The sequence below is a fragment of the Alloalcanivorax sp. C16-2 genome, from assembly GCF_046507615.1.
Lineage (GTDB): Bacteria > Pseudomonadota > Gammaproteobacteria > Pseudomonadales > Alcanivoracaceae > Alloalcanivorax > Alloalcanivorax marinus_A.
Map to the genome: position 1 here is coordinate 725,651 of NZ_JBKFTL010000002.1, position 17,971 is coordinate 743,621.

17 protein-coding genes and 1 tRNA gene are annotated in these 17,971 nt (G+C 64.1%); 6 read left to right on the forward strand and 12 right to left on the reverse strand.

The window, feature by feature from the left end:
• Window positions 1-2 precede the first annotated feature (2 nt).
• Window positions 3-1,205: a pyridoxal phosphate-dependent aminotransferase gene (locus tag ACLD02_RS13590; RefSeq protein ID WP_203105357.1), complete on the forward strand. Its 1,203-nt coding sequence runs from the start codon at window positions 3-5 to the stop codon at window positions 1,203-1,205.
• A gap of 101 nt (window positions 1,206-1,306) precedes the next feature.
• Here ACLD02_RS13590 and secF read toward each other — a convergent pair whose 3' ends face one another.
• The 9 genes from secF to lptF all read right to left on the reverse strand — a co-directional run bounded on the left by secF (window position 1,307) and on the right by lptF (window position 9,627).
• On the reverse strand, window positions 1,307-2,200 hold the full coding sequence (secF, locus tag ACLD02_RS13595) for a protein translocase subunit SecF (RefSeq protein ID WP_238401097.1): 894 nt from the start codon (window positions 2,198-2,200) through the stop codon (window positions 1,307-1,309).
• A 37-nt stretch (window positions 2,201-2,237) separates the two neighbouring features.
• Window positions 2,238-4,118: a protein translocase subunit SecD gene (gene secD, locus ACLD02_RS13600; RefSeq protein ID WP_410298934.1), complete on the reverse strand. Its 1,881-nt coding sequence runs from the start codon at window positions 4,116-4,118 to the stop codon at window positions 2,238-2,240.
• Window positions 4,119-4,129: 11 nt separating this feature from the next.
• On the reverse strand, window positions 4,130-4,462 hold the full coding sequence (gene yajC / locus ACLD02_RS13605) for a preprotein translocase subunit YajC (RefSeq protein WP_203105360.1): 333 nt from the start codon (window positions 4,460-4,462) through the stop codon (window positions 4,130-4,132).
• Between the two features lie 23 nt (window positions 4,463-4,485).
• Window positions 4,486-5,607, reverse strand: a complete 1,122-nt coding sequence (gene tgt, locus ACLD02_RS13610; protein WP_203105389.1) for a tRNA guanosine(34) transglycosylase Tgt — start codon at window positions 5,605-5,607, stop codon at window positions 4,486-4,488.
• A 73-nt stretch (window positions 5,608-5,680) separates the two neighbouring features.
• Window positions 5,681-6,736, reverse strand: a complete 1,056-nt coding sequence (gene queA, locus ACLD02_RS13615; RefSeq protein WP_203105361.1) for a tRNA preQ1(34) S-adenosylmethionine ribosyltransferase-isomerase QueA — start codon at window positions 6,734-6,736, stop codon at window positions 5,681-5,683.
• 8 nt (window positions 6,737-6,744) lie between these two features.
• Window positions 6,745-7,227 carry an RDD family protein gene (locus ACLD02_RS13620; RefSeq protein WP_203105362.1) on the reverse strand — a complete coding sequence of 161 codons (483 nt, stop codon included), beginning with the start codon at window positions 7,225-7,227 and terminating at the stop codon, window positions 6,745-6,747.
• A 75-nt stretch (window positions 7,228-7,302) separates the two neighbouring features.
• Window positions 7,303-7,389, reverse strand: a tRNA-Leu gene (locus ACLD02_RS13625).
• Window positions 7,390-7,468: 79 nt separating this feature from the next.
• Window positions 7,469-8,530, reverse strand: a complete 1,062-nt coding sequence (gene lptG, locus ACLD02_RS13630; RefSeq protein ID WP_203105363.1) for an LPS export ABC transporter permease LptG — start codon at window positions 8,528-8,530, stop codon at window positions 7,469-7,471.
• Window positions 8,527-9,627 (reverse strand): LPS export ABC transporter permease LptF, encoded by a 1,101-nt coding sequence (gene lptF / locus ACLD02_RS13635; RefSeq protein ID WP_203105364.1) that lies wholly within the window; start codon window positions 9,625-9,627, stop codon window positions 8,527-8,529. Before lptF ends, lptG begins: the two co-directional genes overlap by 4 nt.
• Before the next feature lie 53 nt (window positions 9,628-9,680).
• Here lptF and ACLD02_RS13640 point away from each other — a divergent pair, with 53 nt between their 5' ends.
• From ACLD02_RS13640 to ACLD02_RS13655, 4 genes are all read left to right on the forward strand, one after another.
• A complete protein-coding gene (locus ACLD02_RS13640; RefSeq protein ID WP_203105365.1) occupies window positions 9,681-11,162 on the forward strand; it encodes a leucyl aminopeptidase in 1,482 nt (493 codons plus the stop codon).
• A 4-nt stretch (window positions 11,163-11,166) separates the two neighbouring features.
• Complete coding sequence (locus ACLD02_RS13645; RefSeq protein ID WP_410298935.1) at window positions 11,167-11,586, forward strand: DNA polymerase III subunit chi; 420 nt, start codon at window positions 11,167-11,169, stop codon at window positions 11,584-11,586.
• Window positions 11,587-11,677: 91 nt separating this feature from the next.
• Window positions 11,678-14,443, forward strand: a complete 2,766-nt coding sequence (locus ACLD02_RS13650; RefSeq protein WP_410298936.1) for a valine--tRNA ligase — start codon at window positions 11,678-11,680, stop codon at window positions 14,441-14,443.
• 7 nt (window positions 14,444-14,450) lie between these two features.
• On the forward strand, window positions 14,451-15,029 hold the full coding sequence (locus tag ACLD02_RS13655; protein ID WP_410298937.1) for a TetR/AcrR family transcriptional regulator: 579 nt from the start codon (window positions 14,451-14,453) through the stop codon (window positions 15,027-15,029).
• Window positions 15,030-15,032: 3 nt separating this feature from the next.
• On the opposite strand, the gene ACLD02_RS13660 is transcribed toward ACLD02_RS13655, so the two are convergent.
• Together ACLD02_RS13660 and ACLD02_RS13665 are read right to left on the reverse strand one after the other, a co-directional pair.
• Window positions 15,033-15,725, reverse strand: a complete 693-nt coding sequence (locus tag ACLD02_RS13660) for a TetR/AcrR family transcriptional regulator (protein WP_203105369.1) — start codon at window positions 15,723-15,725, stop codon at window positions 15,033-15,035.
• Between the two features lie 74 nt (window positions 15,726-15,799).
• A complete protein-coding gene (locus ACLD02_RS13665; protein ID WP_203105370.1) occupies window positions 15,800-16,015 on the reverse strand; it encodes a DUF2061 domain-containing protein in 216 nt (71 codons plus the stop codon).
• Window positions 16,016-16,245: 230 nt separating this feature from the next.
• On the opposite strand from ACLD02_RS13665, the gene yegS reads away from it, so the two are divergent.
• Window positions 16,246-17,142, forward strand: a complete 897-nt coding sequence (gene yegS / locus ACLD02_RS13670) for a lipid kinase YegS (RefSeq protein WP_410298938.1) — start codon at window positions 16,246-16,248, stop codon at window positions 17,140-17,142.
• Window positions 17,143-17,188: 46 nt separating this feature from the next.
• Here the strand turns inward: yegS and ACLD02_RS13675 are convergent, their stop codons facing one another.
• Complete coding sequence (locus tag ACLD02_RS13675) at window positions 17,189-17,605, reverse strand: DUF2721 domain-containing protein (RefSeq protein ID WP_203105372.1); 417 nt, start codon at window positions 17,603-17,605, stop codon at window positions 17,189-17,191.
• Window positions 17,606-17,971: the final 366 nt, after the last annotated feature.

The following is a 17,971-nucleotide window of genomic DNA, read 5'->3' on the forward strand; positions in this document are numbered from 1 at the left end:
TCATGAGCAACATCAACCTGGACACGGATTTCTACGAAACCGAGGACCCGATCTGGAACCCGGCGCTGCTCACCATTCCGGTGCCGGGCATTCGCCGCATGGTGAACCTGGCATCGACCATGGACGACGTGATCCACCTGTCGATCGGCCAGCCGGATCTGAAACCGCCGGAGCACGTGGTGCAGGCGACGGTGGACGCCCTGCAGGCCGGGCAGACCGGCTACACCATGGACGCCGGCCTGCCGGAGCTGCTGGAAGCGCTGGCCGAATATTACGGCGAGCGCTACCACCGCACCCTGGTGCCGGAAAACATCATGATCACCACCGGCGCCACCGAGGCCATCTATCTTGCGCTCACCGCCACCTCGGCGCCGGGCCGGGAATTCATCGTGCCGGAGCCGTCGTTCATGCTGTACGCGCCGCTCATTCGCATGAACGGCGGCGTGGTGAAGAGCATCCCCACCCGGGCGGAAAACCAGCACCAGCTCGATCCCCAGGAAGTGATCGACGCCATCGACGCCAATACCTACGCCATCGTGCTCAACTCGCCGAGCAACCCCACCGGCACCGTCTACCCCCGGGAAACCATTGAGGCGATCGTGCAGGAGGCGGCCTACCGGGGCGTCTATGTGATCAGCGACGAGGTCTACGATCACCTGATCTACGACGGCAAGGAATATCCCAGCGTGCTGTCCTGCTGCTCGGACCTGGACCACGTCATGGTGATCTCCAGTTTCTCCAAGACATTCAGCATGGCGGGCATGCGCATTGGCTGGCTGATGGCCAGCCAGGGGGCGATCAAGAAACTCCGGCGCTATCACATGTTCACCACCACGGTGGCGAACACGCCCTGCCAGTGGGCCGGGGTGGCGGCGCTGCGCGGCGACCGGGGCTTTATCGACCGGATGCTGGAGGAATACCAGCGTCGCCGCGATCGCCTGGTGGAGCTGGTCAAACAGACGCCCCACCTGACCGGCTACCGGCCCGACGGCGCCTTCTACCTGTTCCCCTCCCTGCCAGAGGGGGTCAACGGCGGCAACGTGGCGTTGAAACTGCTGCGCGAAACCGGAGTGTGCACGGTGGCCGGGGAGACCTTCGGGGACAGTTGCTCGAACTCGCTGCGGATCAGCTACTCCACCTCGCTGGATCAGATCGAGGCCGCCTTCGAGCGCATCATTCCATGGATGGAAAAGCAGGACTGGTAGCAACACCCCAAAACGCAGGAGCGGCTTCAGTCGCGATCTGGTTTACCGGTGATCGCGGCTGAAGCCGCTCCTACGACGACGGGGCTTGGCGGGCGCCGCCCTCAAGGCATTTCGTCGATTTCTTCTTTCTCGGGCTCCAGGAAGTCATCCTTGGAAACGCCCAGGGTGAACAGCAGGTTCGCCACCACGTAAATGGACGAGTAGGTACCCACGAAGATCCCCACCAGCAGCGCCTCGGAGAAGGCGCGCATCACTTCACCGCCGAAGAAGAACAGCGCCACCAGCACCAGCATGGTGGTAAAGGAAGTGTTGATGGTACGGCTCAGGGTCTCACTGATGGCACCGTTGACGATCACGTGCGGGTCGGTTTCCCGGGTGTTGCGGAAATTCTCGCGAATCCGGTCGGCAACCACGATGGAGTCGTTCAGCGAGTAACCGATCAGCGCCAGCACCGCCGCCAGCACCGTCAGATCGAACGGCCAGCGCACCAGGGAAAACAGACCCAGTACGATGATCACGTCGTGCAGCAGGGCCGCCACGGTAGCGATGCCGAACTTGTTGCTGAACCGGAACCAGACGTACACCAGCATCAGGCCCAGGGCCATGAGCATGGCCAGACCGGACTGATCACGCAGTTCGTCGCCCACCTGCGGCCCGACGAATTCCACCTGCTTGAGTTCCAGGTCGTCAATGCCGGCGGACAGGATCCGGTAGACATTCTGACCGACCTGATCAGCTTCCATGCCGTCCTGGGGGCCGACCCGGACACTGATGTCACGGGTGGAACCATACTGCTGCACCACCGCATCATCGAAGCCGGCTTGTTCCAGATCCTCGCGCACCTGCGCGATATCGATATCATCCGCCGCTTCCACCACCACGGTGGTGCCACCGGTGAAATCCAGGCCCAGGTTCAGGCCACGGGTGGCGAGCAGAATGATGGACGCCACCACCAGGCAGATCGACAAGGCACCCAGCACCTTGCGGATGCCCATGAAATTGATCGTTTTCGTAGGCGTAGGCATAGCCACCTCAGATGCTCAGTTTGGTCGGCGCCCGGGCGCCGCGACCGTAGGTCATTTCCACCATGGCGCGGGTACCCACGATGGCGGTGAACATGGACGACAGGATGCCGATGAACAGCGTCACGGCGAAGCCCTGTACCGAGCCGGTGCCGGCGGAGAACAGGATCACCGCCACGATCAGGGTGGTGATGTTGGCGTCCAGGATGGTGGTGAAGGCGCGGTTATAGCCTTCATCGATGGCTTCACGGGGCCGCCTGCCGTTGCGCAATTCCTCGCGGATGCGCTCATAGATCAGCACGTTGGCGTCCACCGCCATGCCCACGGTCAAGACGATGCCGGCGATGCCCGGCAACGTCAGGGTGGCGCCGGGGATCAGCGACATCACGCCGACGATGATCACCAGGTTCCCGAGCAGAGCGATGTTGGCGAAGACGCCGAACATCTTGTACCAGAGCAGCATGAACACCAGCACCAGGCCCATGCCCAGCGCCATGGATTTGAGCCCCGCCTCAATGTTCTCGCGGCCCAGGCTCGGCCCCACGGTACGTTCCTCGACGATGGTCACCGGTGCCGCCAGGGAACCGGCGCGCAGCAGCAGGGCCAGTTCCGAAGCCTCCGCCGGACTGTCCAGGCCGGTGATCCGGAAACGGCTGCCCAGGGTATCCTGGATGGTGGCCACGTTGATCACGTAGCGCTCGGTGGTGCTTTGCGGCACCTGACTGCGCTCGCCGTCCTCGCCCTCCACCGTCTTCATCTCGGTCTTGGTTTCGATGAACAGCACCGCCATGGGGTTGCCCACGTTCTTGGCGGTGATCCGCTGCATGCTGCGCGCGCCGGTGGAATCCAGCTCCACGTTCACCTGCGGCTGACCGCTTTGCTGATCAAAGCCCATGCGCGCGTTGGTCACCTGATCACCGGTGGCGATCTTGGACTTCTCCAGAATCACCGGCCGGTTGCCCTGATCCTTGAACGGGAAGATCTCGGTGCCCGGCGGCGCGATACCGGTGGCTGCCCGTTGGGAAGAGTACTGATCCGCCACCAGGCGGAATTCCAGGGTCGCGGTGCGGCCCAGGATACGGCGCGCCTGGGCGGCGTCCTGGACGCCCGGCAACTGCACCACGATGCGGTCGGCGCCCTGGCGTTGCACCACCGCTTCGGCCACGCCCAGTTCGTTGACCCGGTTGTTGAGCGCGGTGCGGTTCTGTTCCACCGCGTAGTCCTGCAACTCCTCCAGGGTGGAGGCATTGAGCGTCAGAGTCAGGCGCGGCTGTTCCCCGGCCTGCGACAGCGTGAACTCCGGCAGCGCGGTGCGCAGCGGCGAACGGGCGGCGTCGGCGGCCACCTGATCGTCGAAGGTGGCCACCAGGGTACGGCCTTCGACGGCCACGTCCCGGTAGCGGATGCCCTCGTCGCGCAGCGCCATCTTGGCCTGTCCGGACCAGGCGTCCATGCGCTGGCGGATCACCGTTTCCATGTCCACCTGCAGCAGGAAATGCACGCCGCCGCGCAAATCCAGGCCCAGGTTCATGGGGGATGCCCCCAGCGCGCGCAGCCACTGTGGCGTGGTCGGCGCCAGATTCAGGGCCACCACATAGTCGTCGCCGAGCTGCTCGGAGAGCAGATCCTTGGCGCGCAGCTGGGCGTCGGTGCTGTCCAGGCGCACCATCCAGGTGGTGTTGACGTCCTCGCCATCACCGTGGGACAGACCCGCCTGATCCAGGGTCTCCATCACCTGCCGTCGCACGCTGGCGGGCACTTCCTCGCCGGCGCCATCGGCGCTGATCTGAATGGCTGGCACGTCCGGGAAGGCGTTGGGCAGGGCATAGAGACCGCACGCCAGGAGCACGGCCAGGAGCAGGAAGAATTTCCAGCGTGGATAGCGGGTCATAAGGCGTTACTTCAGATTGATTTGATGGTGCCCTTGGGCAGCGTGGCCTGGACACTCTGTTTTTGCAGTTTGATTTCCAGGTTGTTGCTGATCTCCAGCACCACGAAGTCGTCGGTGACCTTGGTGACGCGGCCCACGATGCCGCCGCTGGTGATCACTTCGTCGCCCTTGCTCAGAGCCTGCACCAGGTTCTTGTGTTCCTTGGCGCGTTTTTGCTGCGGACGGATCAGGAAGAAGTAGAACACCACCACCATTACCACCAGCATGATCAGTTCGATGCCACCACCACCGGGCGCGGCACCGCCGCCGGTCTGGGCGTGCGCGGGAGAAATCAACCAATTCATTACGTTACTCCACGTTATCGTCGTTAAAGCGCGGGTACGGGACGGCCCAGGGCCGCGTAGAAGTCACTTATGAAGGCGCTCAATGTACCCGCTTCGATAGCCCCCCGCAATCCAGCCATCAGGCGCTGGTAATAGCGCAGATTGTGGATGGTGTTGAGCTGTGAGCCGAGCATTTCGTTGCAGCGTTCCAGATGGTGCAGATAGCTGCGCGAGAAGTGCCGGCAGGTATAACAGTCGCAGTCTTCTTCAAGAGGCCCCAGGTCGTGCCGATGCCGCGCGTTGCGAATCTTGATCACCCCCTCGGCGGTGAACAGATGGCCATTGCGGGCGTTGCGGGTAGGCATCACGCAATCGAACATGTCCACGCCCCGGCGCACCGCTTCAACGATGTCCTCCGGGCGCCCCACCCCCATCAGGTACCGGGGACGCTCGCCGGGCATGTGCGGCGTCAATTCACCCAGGGTGCGAAGCATTTCTTCCTGGGGTTCGCCGACGCTGAGCCCGCCGATGGCATAGCCATCGAAGCCAATATCCACCAGCCCGGCCAGGGATTCCTGGCGCAGGGCATCGTACATCCCGCCCTGTACGATGCCGAAACAGGCCGCATCGTTCCCGAGATCGTCGAAATGGGCCCGTTTGGACCGCTCCGCCCAACGCAGCGACAGACGCATGGAGTCCGCCGCTTGCTTCTCGGTGGCGGGGAACGGGGTGCATTCGTCGAAGATCATGCAGATATCACTGCCGAGATCGCGCTGTACGCGCATGGCGATTTCCGGGCTCAGCTCGATGCGGTCGCCGTTCACCGGGCTCTGGAACACCACGCCCTGCTCGGAGATCTTGCGCAACGCGCCCAGGCTGAACACCTGGAACCCACCGGAGTCGGTCAGAATCGGTTTGTCCCACTGCATGAAGCCGTGCAAGCCGCCGTGGGCGCTCACTACCTCGGTGCCCGGGCGCAGCATCAGGTGGAAGGTATTGCCCAGGCAGATCTCGGCGCCGATGTCCGCCAGATCCCGGGGCAGCATGGCCTTGACCGTGCCGTAGGTACCCACCGGCATGAACGCCGGCGTCTCCACGGTGCCGCGCGGGAAGGAAAGCCGCCCACGGCGGGCGCGACCGTCGCTGGCCAGGTGCTGAAATGTCATTCGGGACATGGAAAACCTCGCTGAACGCCAGACGCTCGACGCCGGACGCAAAGATCAACTGACAGGCCGCGATTCATTTTTGGGCGCCCGACATAGAGCATCCAGCCTCTGGCGCTCTTTCAATAAACATGGCGTCACCGTAACTGAAGAAGCGGTAGCGCTCGCGCACCGCCTCCTGGTAAGCCGCCAGCACCCGGTCACGGCCAGCGAAGGCGCTGATCAGCATCAGTAACGTGGAACGGGGCAGATGGAAATTGGTGACCAGGGCGTCCACCTGACGGAAGCGGTAACCCGGGTAGATGAAGATGTCGGTTTCCGCCTCGCCGGGGCGCAGGCCGCCCTCCGGCGAAGCGGCCTCCAGCGCACGCAAGGCGGTGGTACCCACCGCCACCACGCGACCGCCCCGGGCCCGGGCCGCCGCCACCTGCTCCACCAGCGCCTCGGGAATGCGGAAACGCTCGCTGTGCATATGGTGGTCTTCCACCCGGTCCACGCGCACCGGCTGAAAGGTGCCGGCGCCCACGTGCAGGGTGGCGAAGCCGGCGTCCACGCCCTGTTCGCGGAGCTGGTCCAGGAACGGCTCATCAAAATGCAGGCCGGCGGTGGGCGCGGCCACCGCTCCCGGCTCGCGGGCGTAAACGGTCTGGTAACGCTCCAGGTCCGCCGCCTCGTCGGGCCGGTCAATATAGGGAGGCAAAGGCACATGACCGACCCGTTCCAGGGCCTCCAGCACCGACTCGCAGCCGGTGAACAACAGATGGAACAGCTCGCCCCGCCGGCCCCGTACCTCGGCGGCCAGGCCCTCGTCGAAATGCAGCCAGCCACCGGGCTTGGGCGATTTGGAAGCGCGCACATGGGCGAGCGCCTCGTGGCCGTCCAGCAACCGCTCGATCAGCACCTCGACCCGGCCGCCGCTGTCCTTTTGCCCGAACAGCCGGGCCGGAATCACCCGGGTATCGTTGAACACCAGCAGATCTCCGGGACGCAGATGGCCGGCCAGATCCGGGAAACGCCGGTGGGCGATGCCGGCGCCGGTAAGCGCCAGCAATCGGGCGTCGCGGCGCTGCTGGGGGGGATGCCGGGCAATCAGGTCGTCGGGCAAATCGAAGTCGAAGTCATCCACGCGCATGGCGAGCCCTACCCTTTACGTGACGCCTTGGTGCCCTTGGGCAGCACCACGGTAGCGGTGAGCGACAGACGGTCGTGCAGGGTCTGATGGGGATGCACCAGCGCCACCAGGTAACCGGCGCCCAGCAGCAGCCAGGACAGGCCGGCGGCGGCGAAACGCGCCACCGTCTGCCAGAGACGCAAGGGGCCGCCGCGATAATCGCGTACCTGCAGGCGCCAGGCGCGCATGCCCAGGGTCTGGCCGCCATGCAGCCAGAACCAGGCATAAAAGGCCCAGGTCTCGATCAGCAGCAGCGGAAACAGCACCCCCTTGAGAATCACCGGATCGGCGCGGGTCACGCCGTTGATGTCCTGGGTGGGCAGACCGCTGTGGTTATAGAGGATCACGAACAGCCCGGCACTGACGAACCACAACGCCAGCACCAGAAAGCCGTCGTAGACCAGGGCCATCAGGCGTTTGAACAGACCGGCGGGTTTCGCGTCTTCGGGCATGGGCAGGGCGCAACTGTCGGAAACAATGGAGCCCGCGCGGGGCGGGCTCTCGGGGACCGTGAACGGTCTTGAATCTGGTACCAGAGGCCGGACTTGAACCGGCACGGGTTTTACCCCAACGGATTTTGAATCCGTCGTGTCTACCAATTCCACCACTCTGGCTTTGGCGGGCGATCCGCCCGCGCGGGTCGCCCAGGGCCGCGAGTATACCAAGGCGCGGCCCGATTGCCAGCGGCGAGCGTCAACGCACCCGCGCCAGCATCCATATTCCCAGGATCACGCACAGTAAAGGCGGCAGCCCGGCGGCGATCAGGGGGTCGGTACGGAACACCAGGGACAGGTGACCAAAGAACTGCTGTCCGTAGTGGAAGGTCAGGCCGGCGACGATGCCCGCCGCCATGCGCAGCCCCATGGTCACCTCGCGCAGAGGGCCGAACACAAAGGAAATGGCGATCAGCACCATGCCGATGGTGGCCGCCGGCATCAGCAGCTTCTGCCAGAAGGCCAGCAGGTAATCGGCGCTTTCCAGGCCCTGCTGGCGCAGGTAGCTGGCATAGCTCCACAGTTTGCTCATCGCCAGGCGGCCGGGCTCCAGCACCACCACGCTGAGCAGTTGCGGCGTGAGGCTGGTGTGCCACTCGCCGCCGCGCTGGCTGAAGGTCTCCGTGCCTTTGTCGGTGAAGCGGGTGCCCTGGATGTTCTCCAGGGACCAGTGGTCGCCCTGATAGATGGCGCGCTCGGCGAACTGGCTTTGCGCCAGGGTGTGGTTATCGGTAAAGCGGTAGCGGGTGAGACCGTAAAGCACGCCGTTGGGCTGCACCGTGTTGATATGGATGAACTCATCACCTTCCCGGTGCCAGAAGCCGTAGTCCGAGCGCAGCGCTTCACCACCTCCCTCCTGAAGGGAGCGATTGCTCTGCGCCACCTGCTCGGAATAAGGCGCCAGGTATTCGCCGACCAGCAGGGAAATCACCATCAGGAAGATCACCGGGCGCAGCACCATCCAGCTCACCCGCAGGGTGGAGACGCCGGCGGCGCGGATCACCGACAGCTCGCCGCTATTGGCCATCAGCCCCAGCCCGATCAAGGTGCCCAACAGGATCGCCATCGGCATGTATTCATGCACCCGGCGCGGCACCGTGGTGAGGATGAACTGCAGTGCCTGCAGGATCTGATAGTTACCACGCAGGAATTCCAGCTCGTAGATGAACCCGAACAAACAATCCAGCCCGACGATGATGGCGACGATGGCCAGGGACGGAATCAGCACCGCCCGCCAGAAATAGCCGTTGAGCAGCTTCATGAACGGGCCCTCCGGGAAAACAGGCGACCACCGAAATACAGCATGAAGACGGCGAGCAACGCGATCACATGTATCCACAGCATGGAATAGAACCAGGGCCGCTCGCTACCGGGCACGGCGGCGATCCAGCTGCGCATGGTCAGCAACAGGCCGACATAGAGCATGTAGCCAAGCACCGCCGGGATCATGCGCAGGAAGCGGCCCTGGCGCGGATTGACCCGGGCCAGGGGGATCGCCGCCAGGCACATGATGGGCACGGTGAGCACCAGGGAGAGACGCCACTGCAGCTCCGCCCAGGCCTGATTGGTGCCTTCGTCGAGCAGCTCCACGGTGGTGCGCCCGCGCACTTCCGGCGGCCGGCTGCTGGAGCGCTCCTCGCCGATGCGCACCCGGGCCTGCTCGAAGGCCACCTCGCGATAATCCGCCTCGCCAGGCTTGCCCTGATACTGATAGCCATCCTCGAGCAGCAAATAACTGATGCCATCCTGCTGTTCCAGACGGCCACTACGCGCCCAAACGGTAAGCAGGCGCCCCGCCTCCTGGTCGGCGAAACTGGCGTCGGCGACGAACACGTTTTCCAGGTGCCCTTCCTCGCGGTTGAGGCTTTCCGCGTAGGTGGCGCGCTGGGCATCGCCGTCACCCTTGACGTGAAAACGGCCCGGCGTGAGCAGTTCCAGAGCGGAGCGCCCCTTCTGCTCCTCGAAGATGCGGTTTACCTCGGCGTCGCCATTGGGGGTCACGTAAAGGGCGAACAGGGCAATCACGCCCATCGCCACCAGCACCGGGGCGATGATGGAGCGCGCCACCCTGCCATCGCCCTGGCCACCGGCGCGCAACACCACCATCTCGTTGTCCATGTGCATGCGCCCGAGCACCAGCAGAATGGCGATGTACAGGCTTAGCGGCAGGATCATCTGCAGGAATTCCGGCAACCGGAACGCCATCACCAGAAACAGGGCGTCGGCGGCGATCTGGCCGGCCGCCGCTTCGGCCAAGTACTTGATAAAGCGACCACTGACCAGCACCATCACCAAAATGAAGGTGACCATCACCGTGGTCATGAAGATCTGACGATTGATATAGCGGTGTAGTATCAACGTTGGCCCTGTCCTGCACTCATCGAGTGCGGCATTGTAACTCAGGAGACAGCATGGAGTACGCCATCGGCCATTCGGCCTTGCCCAAATTACGGGTGGATTGCCTGATTTTACCTCTCGGCAGCGACACCACCCTGCCCGAGAGCCTGCCCGATGAGACCCGCGCGGCGGTGAAGGCGTTCATCAAGGCCGGTGATTTTTCCGGCGACAAGGGCCAGATGGCGTGGCTGCACCAGCCCGCCGGCCTGGCGGCGGCCCGCCTGCTGCTGGTGGGAACCGGCGCCAAGCCGCTGGACGGCCTTGCCTTCCAGAAACTGATCGGCCAGGTAAGCCGCGGCCTGCAAAAAGGGCCGGTGAAACATGCCGCCTGGGTGCTGGGCACTGTCACCGTGGAGCGTGATCTGGACTGGCAGGTACGCGAAGGCACCCGCGTGGCCGAGGAAGCCGCCTACCGGTTCGACCACTATCGCAGTAAGCCGCCCAAGGCGTCCAAGCTGAAGAAATGGACGTTCTGGCTGGCGGAACGCAATAACGGCCTGAAAAAGGCCGCCGCCACCGGCAAGGCCGTGGCCGAGGGCACCGCCCTGGCCAGGGATCTGGGCAACATGGCGCCCAACGACTGCCACCCGGATTATCTGGCCCAGTGTGCCCGGGACCTGGCCAAGCACTACGAGAAGCTGTCCGTTAAGGTGATCAGCTACGCCCAGGCCGAGAAGATGGGCATGGGCGCTTTCTGCGCCGTGGCCCGGGGCAGCGCCCGCAAGGGCTGCCTGATCGTGATGGATTACAAGGGCGCCGCTGGCAAGCCGGTTTCCCTGGTCGGCAAGGGCATCACCTTCGACACCGGTGGCATTTCCCTGAAGCCCGGCGCCACCATGGATGAGATGAAGTACGACATGGGCGGCGCCGCCAGCGTGTTCGGCAGCGTCAAGACGGTCTGCGAGCTGGGCCTGCCGATCCACCTGGTGGCCGTGGTGGCCGCCGCCGAGAACATGCCCGACGGCGAGGCCACGCGGCCCGGCGACATCGTCAAGACGCTGTCCGGCCAGACCGTGGAGATCCTCAACACCGACGCCGAGGGCCGGCTGGTGCTGTGTGACGCCCTCACCTACGTGCAACAGAAGCACAAGCCGCACACCGTGATCGACATCGCCACCCTCACCGGCGCCTGCGTGGTGGCACTGGGCGCCCATGCCCAGGCGGTGTACGCCAACGACGACGATCTCGGCGAGGCGCTGCTGGGCGCCGGCCAGGACACCGGCGACCGGGGCTGGCCCATGCCGCTGTGGGAGGACTACCAGAGCCAGTTGGACAGCCCCTTCGCCGATATGCAAAACATTGGCGGCCCCAAGGCCGGCTCGATCACCGCCGCCTGCTTCCTGCACCGCTTCGCCCGGGACGTGAAGTGGGCCCACCTGGACATCGCCGGCACCGCCTGGGTCAGCGGCGGCAAGGACAAGGGCGGCACCGGCCGGCCGGTGCCCATGCTGACCCGCTACCTGATGAATCTGGCGGACGGCAAGAAGAAGGGCTGAGGCCTTGACCGAGATCCTCTTCTACATCACCGACCGGGCCGGCGAGGGCGTGCAAACCGCCCTCGCCTGGCGCATCGCCGACAAGGCCTGGCGTCAATCCCACCGGATTTACATCCATTGCGGCGACGCCGAGCACGCCCGGGCGGTGGACGAGGCGTTCTGGCGCCAGCCGGCCACCGGCTTCCTGCCCCATGAGCCCGCCGGGCCCAATGCCGCCTCCCCGGTGGTGGTGGGCCATGGCGACGATCCCGGCGACCACCATGACGTGCTGATCAACCTGGCGCCGGCGGTGCCGGACTTCGCCACCCGCTTCCAGCGGGTGGCGGAAATGATCACCGGCGACCCGGATTTGCGCGAGGCGGGCCGGGCCCGGTTTCGCTTCTACCGCGACCGGGGCTTCGATATCCAAAGCCACCGTCTGTGAAGCGCCCCCCGGCCGCCCGCAATGGGCGACGGGGCGCGCCCTCTTCGCTATAATTCGCCCTTCGTTTTTGACGGTGAAGACAGCGCAGACCATGGACAAGACCTACCAACCCGAGCGTATCGAGCAGGCCTGGTACAAGACCTGGGAAGAGGCGGGGCATTTCCGCCCCTCCGGCGAGGGCGAATCCTTTGCCATGGTGATCCCGCCACCCAACGTCACCGGCAGCCTGCACATGGGCCACGCCTTCCAGGACACCATCATGGATACCCTGGTGCGCTACCGGCGCATGCAGGGCCGCAACACCCTTTGGCAAGTGGGCACCGACCATGCCGGCATTGCCACCCAGATGGTGGTGGAGCGGCGTCTGGCCGGCGAAGGCACCAACCGCCACGAGCTGGGCCGCGAGAAATTCCTGGAAAAGGTCTGGGAATGGAAGGGCGAATCCGGCGGCACCATCACCCGCCAGCTGCGGCGCATGGGCGCCAGCGTGGACTGGAGCCGTGAGTGTTTCACCATGGACGAGGGCTTCTCCCGGGCGGTGCGCGAGGTGTTCGTGCGCCTGCACAAGGAAGGCCTGATCTACCGGGGCAAGCGGCTGGTTAACTGGGACCCGGCACTGCACACCGCGATTTCCGACCTGGAAGTGGAGAACCGGGAGGAGCAGGGCCACCTGTGGCACTTCCGCTACCCACTGGCGGACGGCTCGGGCCATCTGGTGGTGGCCACCACCCGCCCGGAAACCATGCTTGGCGACACCGCCGTGGCGGTGCATCCGGAAGATCCACGCTACAAGGACCTGGTCGGCCAGCACATCCGCCTGCCCCTGGCGGACCGGGAAATCCCCATCATCGCCGATGAGTACGTGGACCCGGACTTCGGCTCCGGCTGCGTCAAGATCACTCCGGCCCACGACTTCAATGACTATGAAGTGGGCAAGCGGCACGACCTGCCGATGATCAACCTGCTCACCGACGACGCCCACCTCAACGACAGCGTCCCCGAAGCCTACCGGGGCCTGGAACGCTTCGAGGCCCGCAAGCGGGTGGTGGACGACCTGGACGCCCTGGGCTTGCTGGAAAAAGTGGAAGACCACACCCTGCAGGTGCCGCGCGGCGACCGCTCCGGCGTGATCATCGAGCCCTATCTCACCGATCAGTGGTTCGTGGCCGTGGAAAGCCTGGCCAGGCCCGCCATCGAGGCGGTGGAGAACGGTTCCATCCAGTTCGTGCCCAAGAACTACGAAAACATGTATTTCTCCTGGATGCGCGATCTGCAGGACTGGTGCATCTCCCGGCAGCTCTGGTGGGGGCACCGCATTCCCGCCTGGTACGACGCCGATGGCAATATCTACGTGGGCCGCGACGAGACCGAAGTGCGCGCCGACAACGACCTGGGCGACACGCCGCTGACCCAGGACGAGGACGTACTGGACACCTGGTTCAGCTCCGCGTTGTGGACCTTCGCCACCCAGGGCTGGCCCGAGCAAACCGAGGATCTCAGGACCTTCCACCCCACCGACGTGCTGGTCACCGGCTTCGACATCATCTTCTTCTGGGTCGCCCGGATGATCATGATGACCCTCAAGTTCATGGATGAGGTGCCCTTCAAAACGGTGTACGTACACGGGCTGGTACGTGACTCCGAAGGCCAGAAGATGTCGAAGTCCAAGGGCAACGTGCTCGACCCCCTGGACCTGATCGACGGCATCGACCTGGATAGCCTGGTGGAAAAGCGCACCCGGGGCCTGATGCAGCCGCAGAAGGAAAAGCAGATTACCAAGCGCACTCACAAGGAATATCCGGATGGCATCAACGCCTACGGCACCGACGCGCTGCGCTTCACCTTCCTGTCGCTGGCCTCCACCGGCCGTGACATCAAGTGGGACATGGGCCGCATCGAGGGTTATCGCAACTTCTGCAACAAGATCTGGAACGCGGCCCGCTACGTACTGATGAACACCGAGGGCCAGGATTGCGGCCTGGACGGCGGCGCCGACGTGACCCTGTCCCTGGCGGATCGCTGGATCATCAGCGCCCTGCAGCGCGCCGAACGGGAAGTGGGCGAGGCCCTCGACCAATTCCGCTTTGACGTGGCCTCCCAGGCCGCCTATGAGTTTATCTGGAACGAGTACTGCGACTGGTATCTGGAATTGTCCAAACCGGTGCTCTACAGCGACGATTACAGCGAAGCGGAAAAGCGTGGCACCCGCCGTACCCTGGTGCGGGTGCTGGAAGCGATCCTGCGCATGGCGCATCCGTTCATGCCGTTCATCACCGAGGAAATCTGGCAGAAGGTAGCGCCGCTGGCCGGTCGCTCCGGCGACACCATCATGCGCCAGCCCTACCCGGCCGCCGATACCGGCCTGGTGGATTCCGAGGCGGAGAACGACATCGGCTGGATCAAGGCGGTGATCACCGCGGTGCGCAACATCCGTGGCGAGATGCGTATTCCCCCGGGCAAGGCCCTGGAGGTCTACCTGCACAACGGCAAGGACAGCGACCGGGCCCGCCTGGACGCCAACCACAATTTCCTGTGCCGGCTGGCCAGGCTGGAGTCCATCACCTGGCTGGCGCCGGAGGATTCCGCGCCGGCCTCCGCCACCGGTCTGGTGGGCGACATGGAGATCCTGGTGCCGATGGCCGGGCTGATCGACAAGAACGCCGAGATCGAACGACTCGGCAAGGAAATCGAAAAGCTGCGCAAGGAAGTGGGCCGCGGCGAAGGCAAGCTACGCAACCCCAACTTCGTGGACAAGGCGCCGGAAGCAGTGGTCAACAAGGAACGCGAGAAGCTTGATGACCACCGTTCCCAACTGGCTCGCCTGGAAGAGCAGTTGGAGAAGATCAAGTATCTGTGAGGCCGCCATGGACGCCAGCGACCCGCGCCGCGCGCGCATTCTGGCCAGTGCCCGGGATGTGTTCGCCCGGGAGGGGTTCCGACGGGCGGAGGTGAAAACCATCGCCTCCGCCGCCGGCGTGGGCAAGGCGACCATCTACCGCTTCTTCCAATCCAAGGATGCATTGCTGCTCACCGTGGTGGAGGAAAACCTGACCACGGTGCGTGATCTGGTGCTGCGCGAATTGCTGTCCGCCGCGCCGCCGCTGACCCGCCTGGAGAACGTGTGCCGGGCGGTGGCGCGCTTCCTGGAACGCGAACGCGACTTCTCACGCCTGCTGATTCAGGAAGCCGGCGAATTTCTCGGCCCGATCCAACAGCGCTACCTGCGGCTGGTGGATGACAACCTGCCGGTGGCCGACGCCTTCTTCGAGGAACTGCGCCGGGAAGGCTACTTCGTGGAATTGCCCACCCGCGACACTCTCCTGATGATGGTCAACCTGCTGGTCGGCACCACCTATACCTGGGTGCTCACCGGCGAAGGGGAACTGGAGCGCCAGGCGCTCGCCTACATGAGGGTGCTGGTGCGCGGCCTGCGTGCCTCATGACGCCTACTCCTCCTCCTCGGAACGTTCCAGCAGCGCCACCGTGGCGTCGCCACCCAATAGCACCGCCTCGGAGATACCGACCATGGCGCGCTGGCATTGCGCCAGCCGCTCGGCGGAAAACTCGCCATCCTCGAAGATGTAAAGGGAATAATTCTCCAGAATCCACAGCATGGTGCGCATCACCAGGGGGTCCATGTCGCGCCCGGTAAGGCGGCCAATCTCCGCGGTGAGCACATCCGCCGCGATGCGTTGCGCCCGCGCCCGGTGTGGCGCCAGCGCGGAACCGGAAGCGCGTGCCTCTTCCATCATCAGCTTGATCACCGGGCCCATGCTGACGTGGTAATCAAAGTACACCTGCGTGGTGTTGCGGATGATTTCCTTGGCGGAACGGGACTGCCGCATCTCCTTGTGGAAATGCAGCAGCATATTGTCGATGAAGATTCGGTAGATGCTTTCCAGCACATCCATCTTGTTGCGGAAATACTTGTAGAAGGTACGGCGCGACACCTCCGCCGCATCCAGCAGGTGCTGCACGGTAGTGCGGTTCAGCCCTCGCTGGGCGAACACATGCATGGAGTGAATCAGAATCTCGGCGCGTGCCTGGGAGCGCTGGCCACCCTCTTCCTCCGCATGGGCTTCGAGCACCTGGTTGACCACCTGGCGTATGGCGTCGAGATCGTCCGCTCCGCGTTGCATGTTACTTATCCCCTGGTTTTGTTTACCGGCCGGTAGCTTAACCAAGCCCGACCGGGGCGTAAACAAGGAGTTTATCAAGCGGCGAAAGCGTCCCCGTCGGCACCATCCCGGGCCCGTTTGCGACTTACCAGACGCTTCCAGACCTTTTCGTGGAAGTGGTAAGCCACCGTGTTCACGCACGGTTCCACCAGAGCGGTAGCGCCGCCGATGCGCCAGTCACCGGTCATCGCCCAGACCACCAGGAAAGCCACACTGATGTGCATAACGCCGAAACTGAGTGTCTTGATCATGGGGCACCTCCTCATTGTGTGGGCCACCAGGGAATATCTAAATGATATACATTCTCACCAATAGGTAAATGCGTCCTCTCTCTATTTTTTCAATAGGGCGGAACTATCAGAATCGCGGTACCGGTTAATTGTTGTAAAGGCGCCGGATTCCGAGGGTGCACCGGGCCCGGCTTGTCCGTACTCTGAGCCGGTCGGCGGCGGACGGACCGCGCCCAGGAAAAGGACCGAACATGGAGCGTAAAGCGCTTTTGATTCTGCACGGCAAGCAGGCCGCCAATCAGGCGGTGCGCAAAGCCGTGATGCAAAAGAGGAAGGACGGCTGGGACCTCGCCGTACGCGTCACCTGGGAGGGTGGTGACGCCGAACGTTACACCCAAGAAGCACTGGAGCGGGGCTACCGCACCATCATCGCCGGGGGCGGCGATGGCTCGGTGCGCGACATTACCCAGGCGCTGATGGCTTCCGGTAAAGAGGATCTCACCCTGGCGGTTATTCCGCTGGGAACCGCCAACGATCTGGCCTCCGCCGCCGGCATCCCGGAAGACCCGGCGGAGGCCCTCGCCTTGCTCGACCGACCGCCCACGGCGGTGGACGTCATCCAGGTCAACGACAGCTATTTTCTCAACATGGCCACCGGCGGCTTCGGCACCGAAGTCACCACCCAGACCTCCGAGGACCTCAAGGAACTGCTCGGCGGCGCCGCCTACCTGCTCACCGGGCTGACCCGTTTCGCCGAGGTACGACCCGCCGAGGGCGAGTTCGAGGGACCGGACTTCCACTGGCAAGGCGAGTTTCTCGCGCTCGGTATCGGTAACAGCCGCCAGGCCGGCGGTGGACAACGCCTGTGCCCCGAAGCGTTGATCGACGACGGCCTCATGGACGTCGCCATCCTCCCCTCCGAGGTGGATCTGCTGGCCAGCGTGCGAGGGTTGTTCCGCAGTGGTGACAACGGCGGCAAGGAAGGGCTGTTCGAACGCGCCCGACTGGACCGGCTCACCATCCGCACCCCCGAGCCCATGCATCTGAATCTGGACGGTGAACCCCTTGAGGACACCGAATTCGAGTTAAAGGTACTGCCCCGGGCATTGCAGCTGGTGCTGCCAAAGGACAGCGACTTGCTGTCCTGAGTGCACCTCTCCGTGGACCGGCGGTTCCCGCCGCCGGCCGCGCTCTCTACCTCCCCTTCTCTTCTTTCTCCACGTCCGCCTTCTGGGCCAATGCCGCCACCTGTACGTTCAGTGCGTTGGTGGAGATAAGCACCTCCCACAGCGAGAAGATCAGCGACAGGGACAGCGAGATCAGGCTGGCTCCGAACAGCACCACCCCGGCCAACTCCAGATGCAGATACAACCCGAACATGGACAGAGTGCACAGCAGGAAACTGAGTACGCCGGCCACCTGCATGTGCTTGGTCAGTACCACGCGCTTGTGGAGGAGTTCAATCTGGCGGGTGGCCACCTCCTGATGGTGGGTTTTCTCCTCATCGGCCAGTTTGCGGATGATCTGGGAGAGCACCAGGAAGCGGTTGGTGTAGGCCAACAGGAGCAGGGAAATGGCGGGGAACAGCAGGGCCGGGGTGGTGAGGGTCATTGATGGCTCTTGGATTGGGGTTGTTGATGGTTTGGGGGACTGTAGCGGATGTGGGGGGTGTTTGTCGTCTGGTTGGGGTTGGGTGGGGTGAAGGGTTTCTGGGATTGGGTGGCACGGCGCGTGGGGCGTTAACCGGGGAGTTGAACGATGCTCTGGGGTGCTGATGACCTACTTAGGTGGCGAGCGGTGCTCGCCATCGCTGCGCGACGCCTTCGGCGCCTGCTCCCCGTTCCTTCGGAACAGGGTCGCTCACATGGGCCTGTGTAGGGAAAGAAGGACACCGTATCCTAAATACAAAAAACCCCCGGCACTGCGTGACGGGGGTCTTTTGTATTTAGGAGCCTGACGATGACCTACTCTCACATG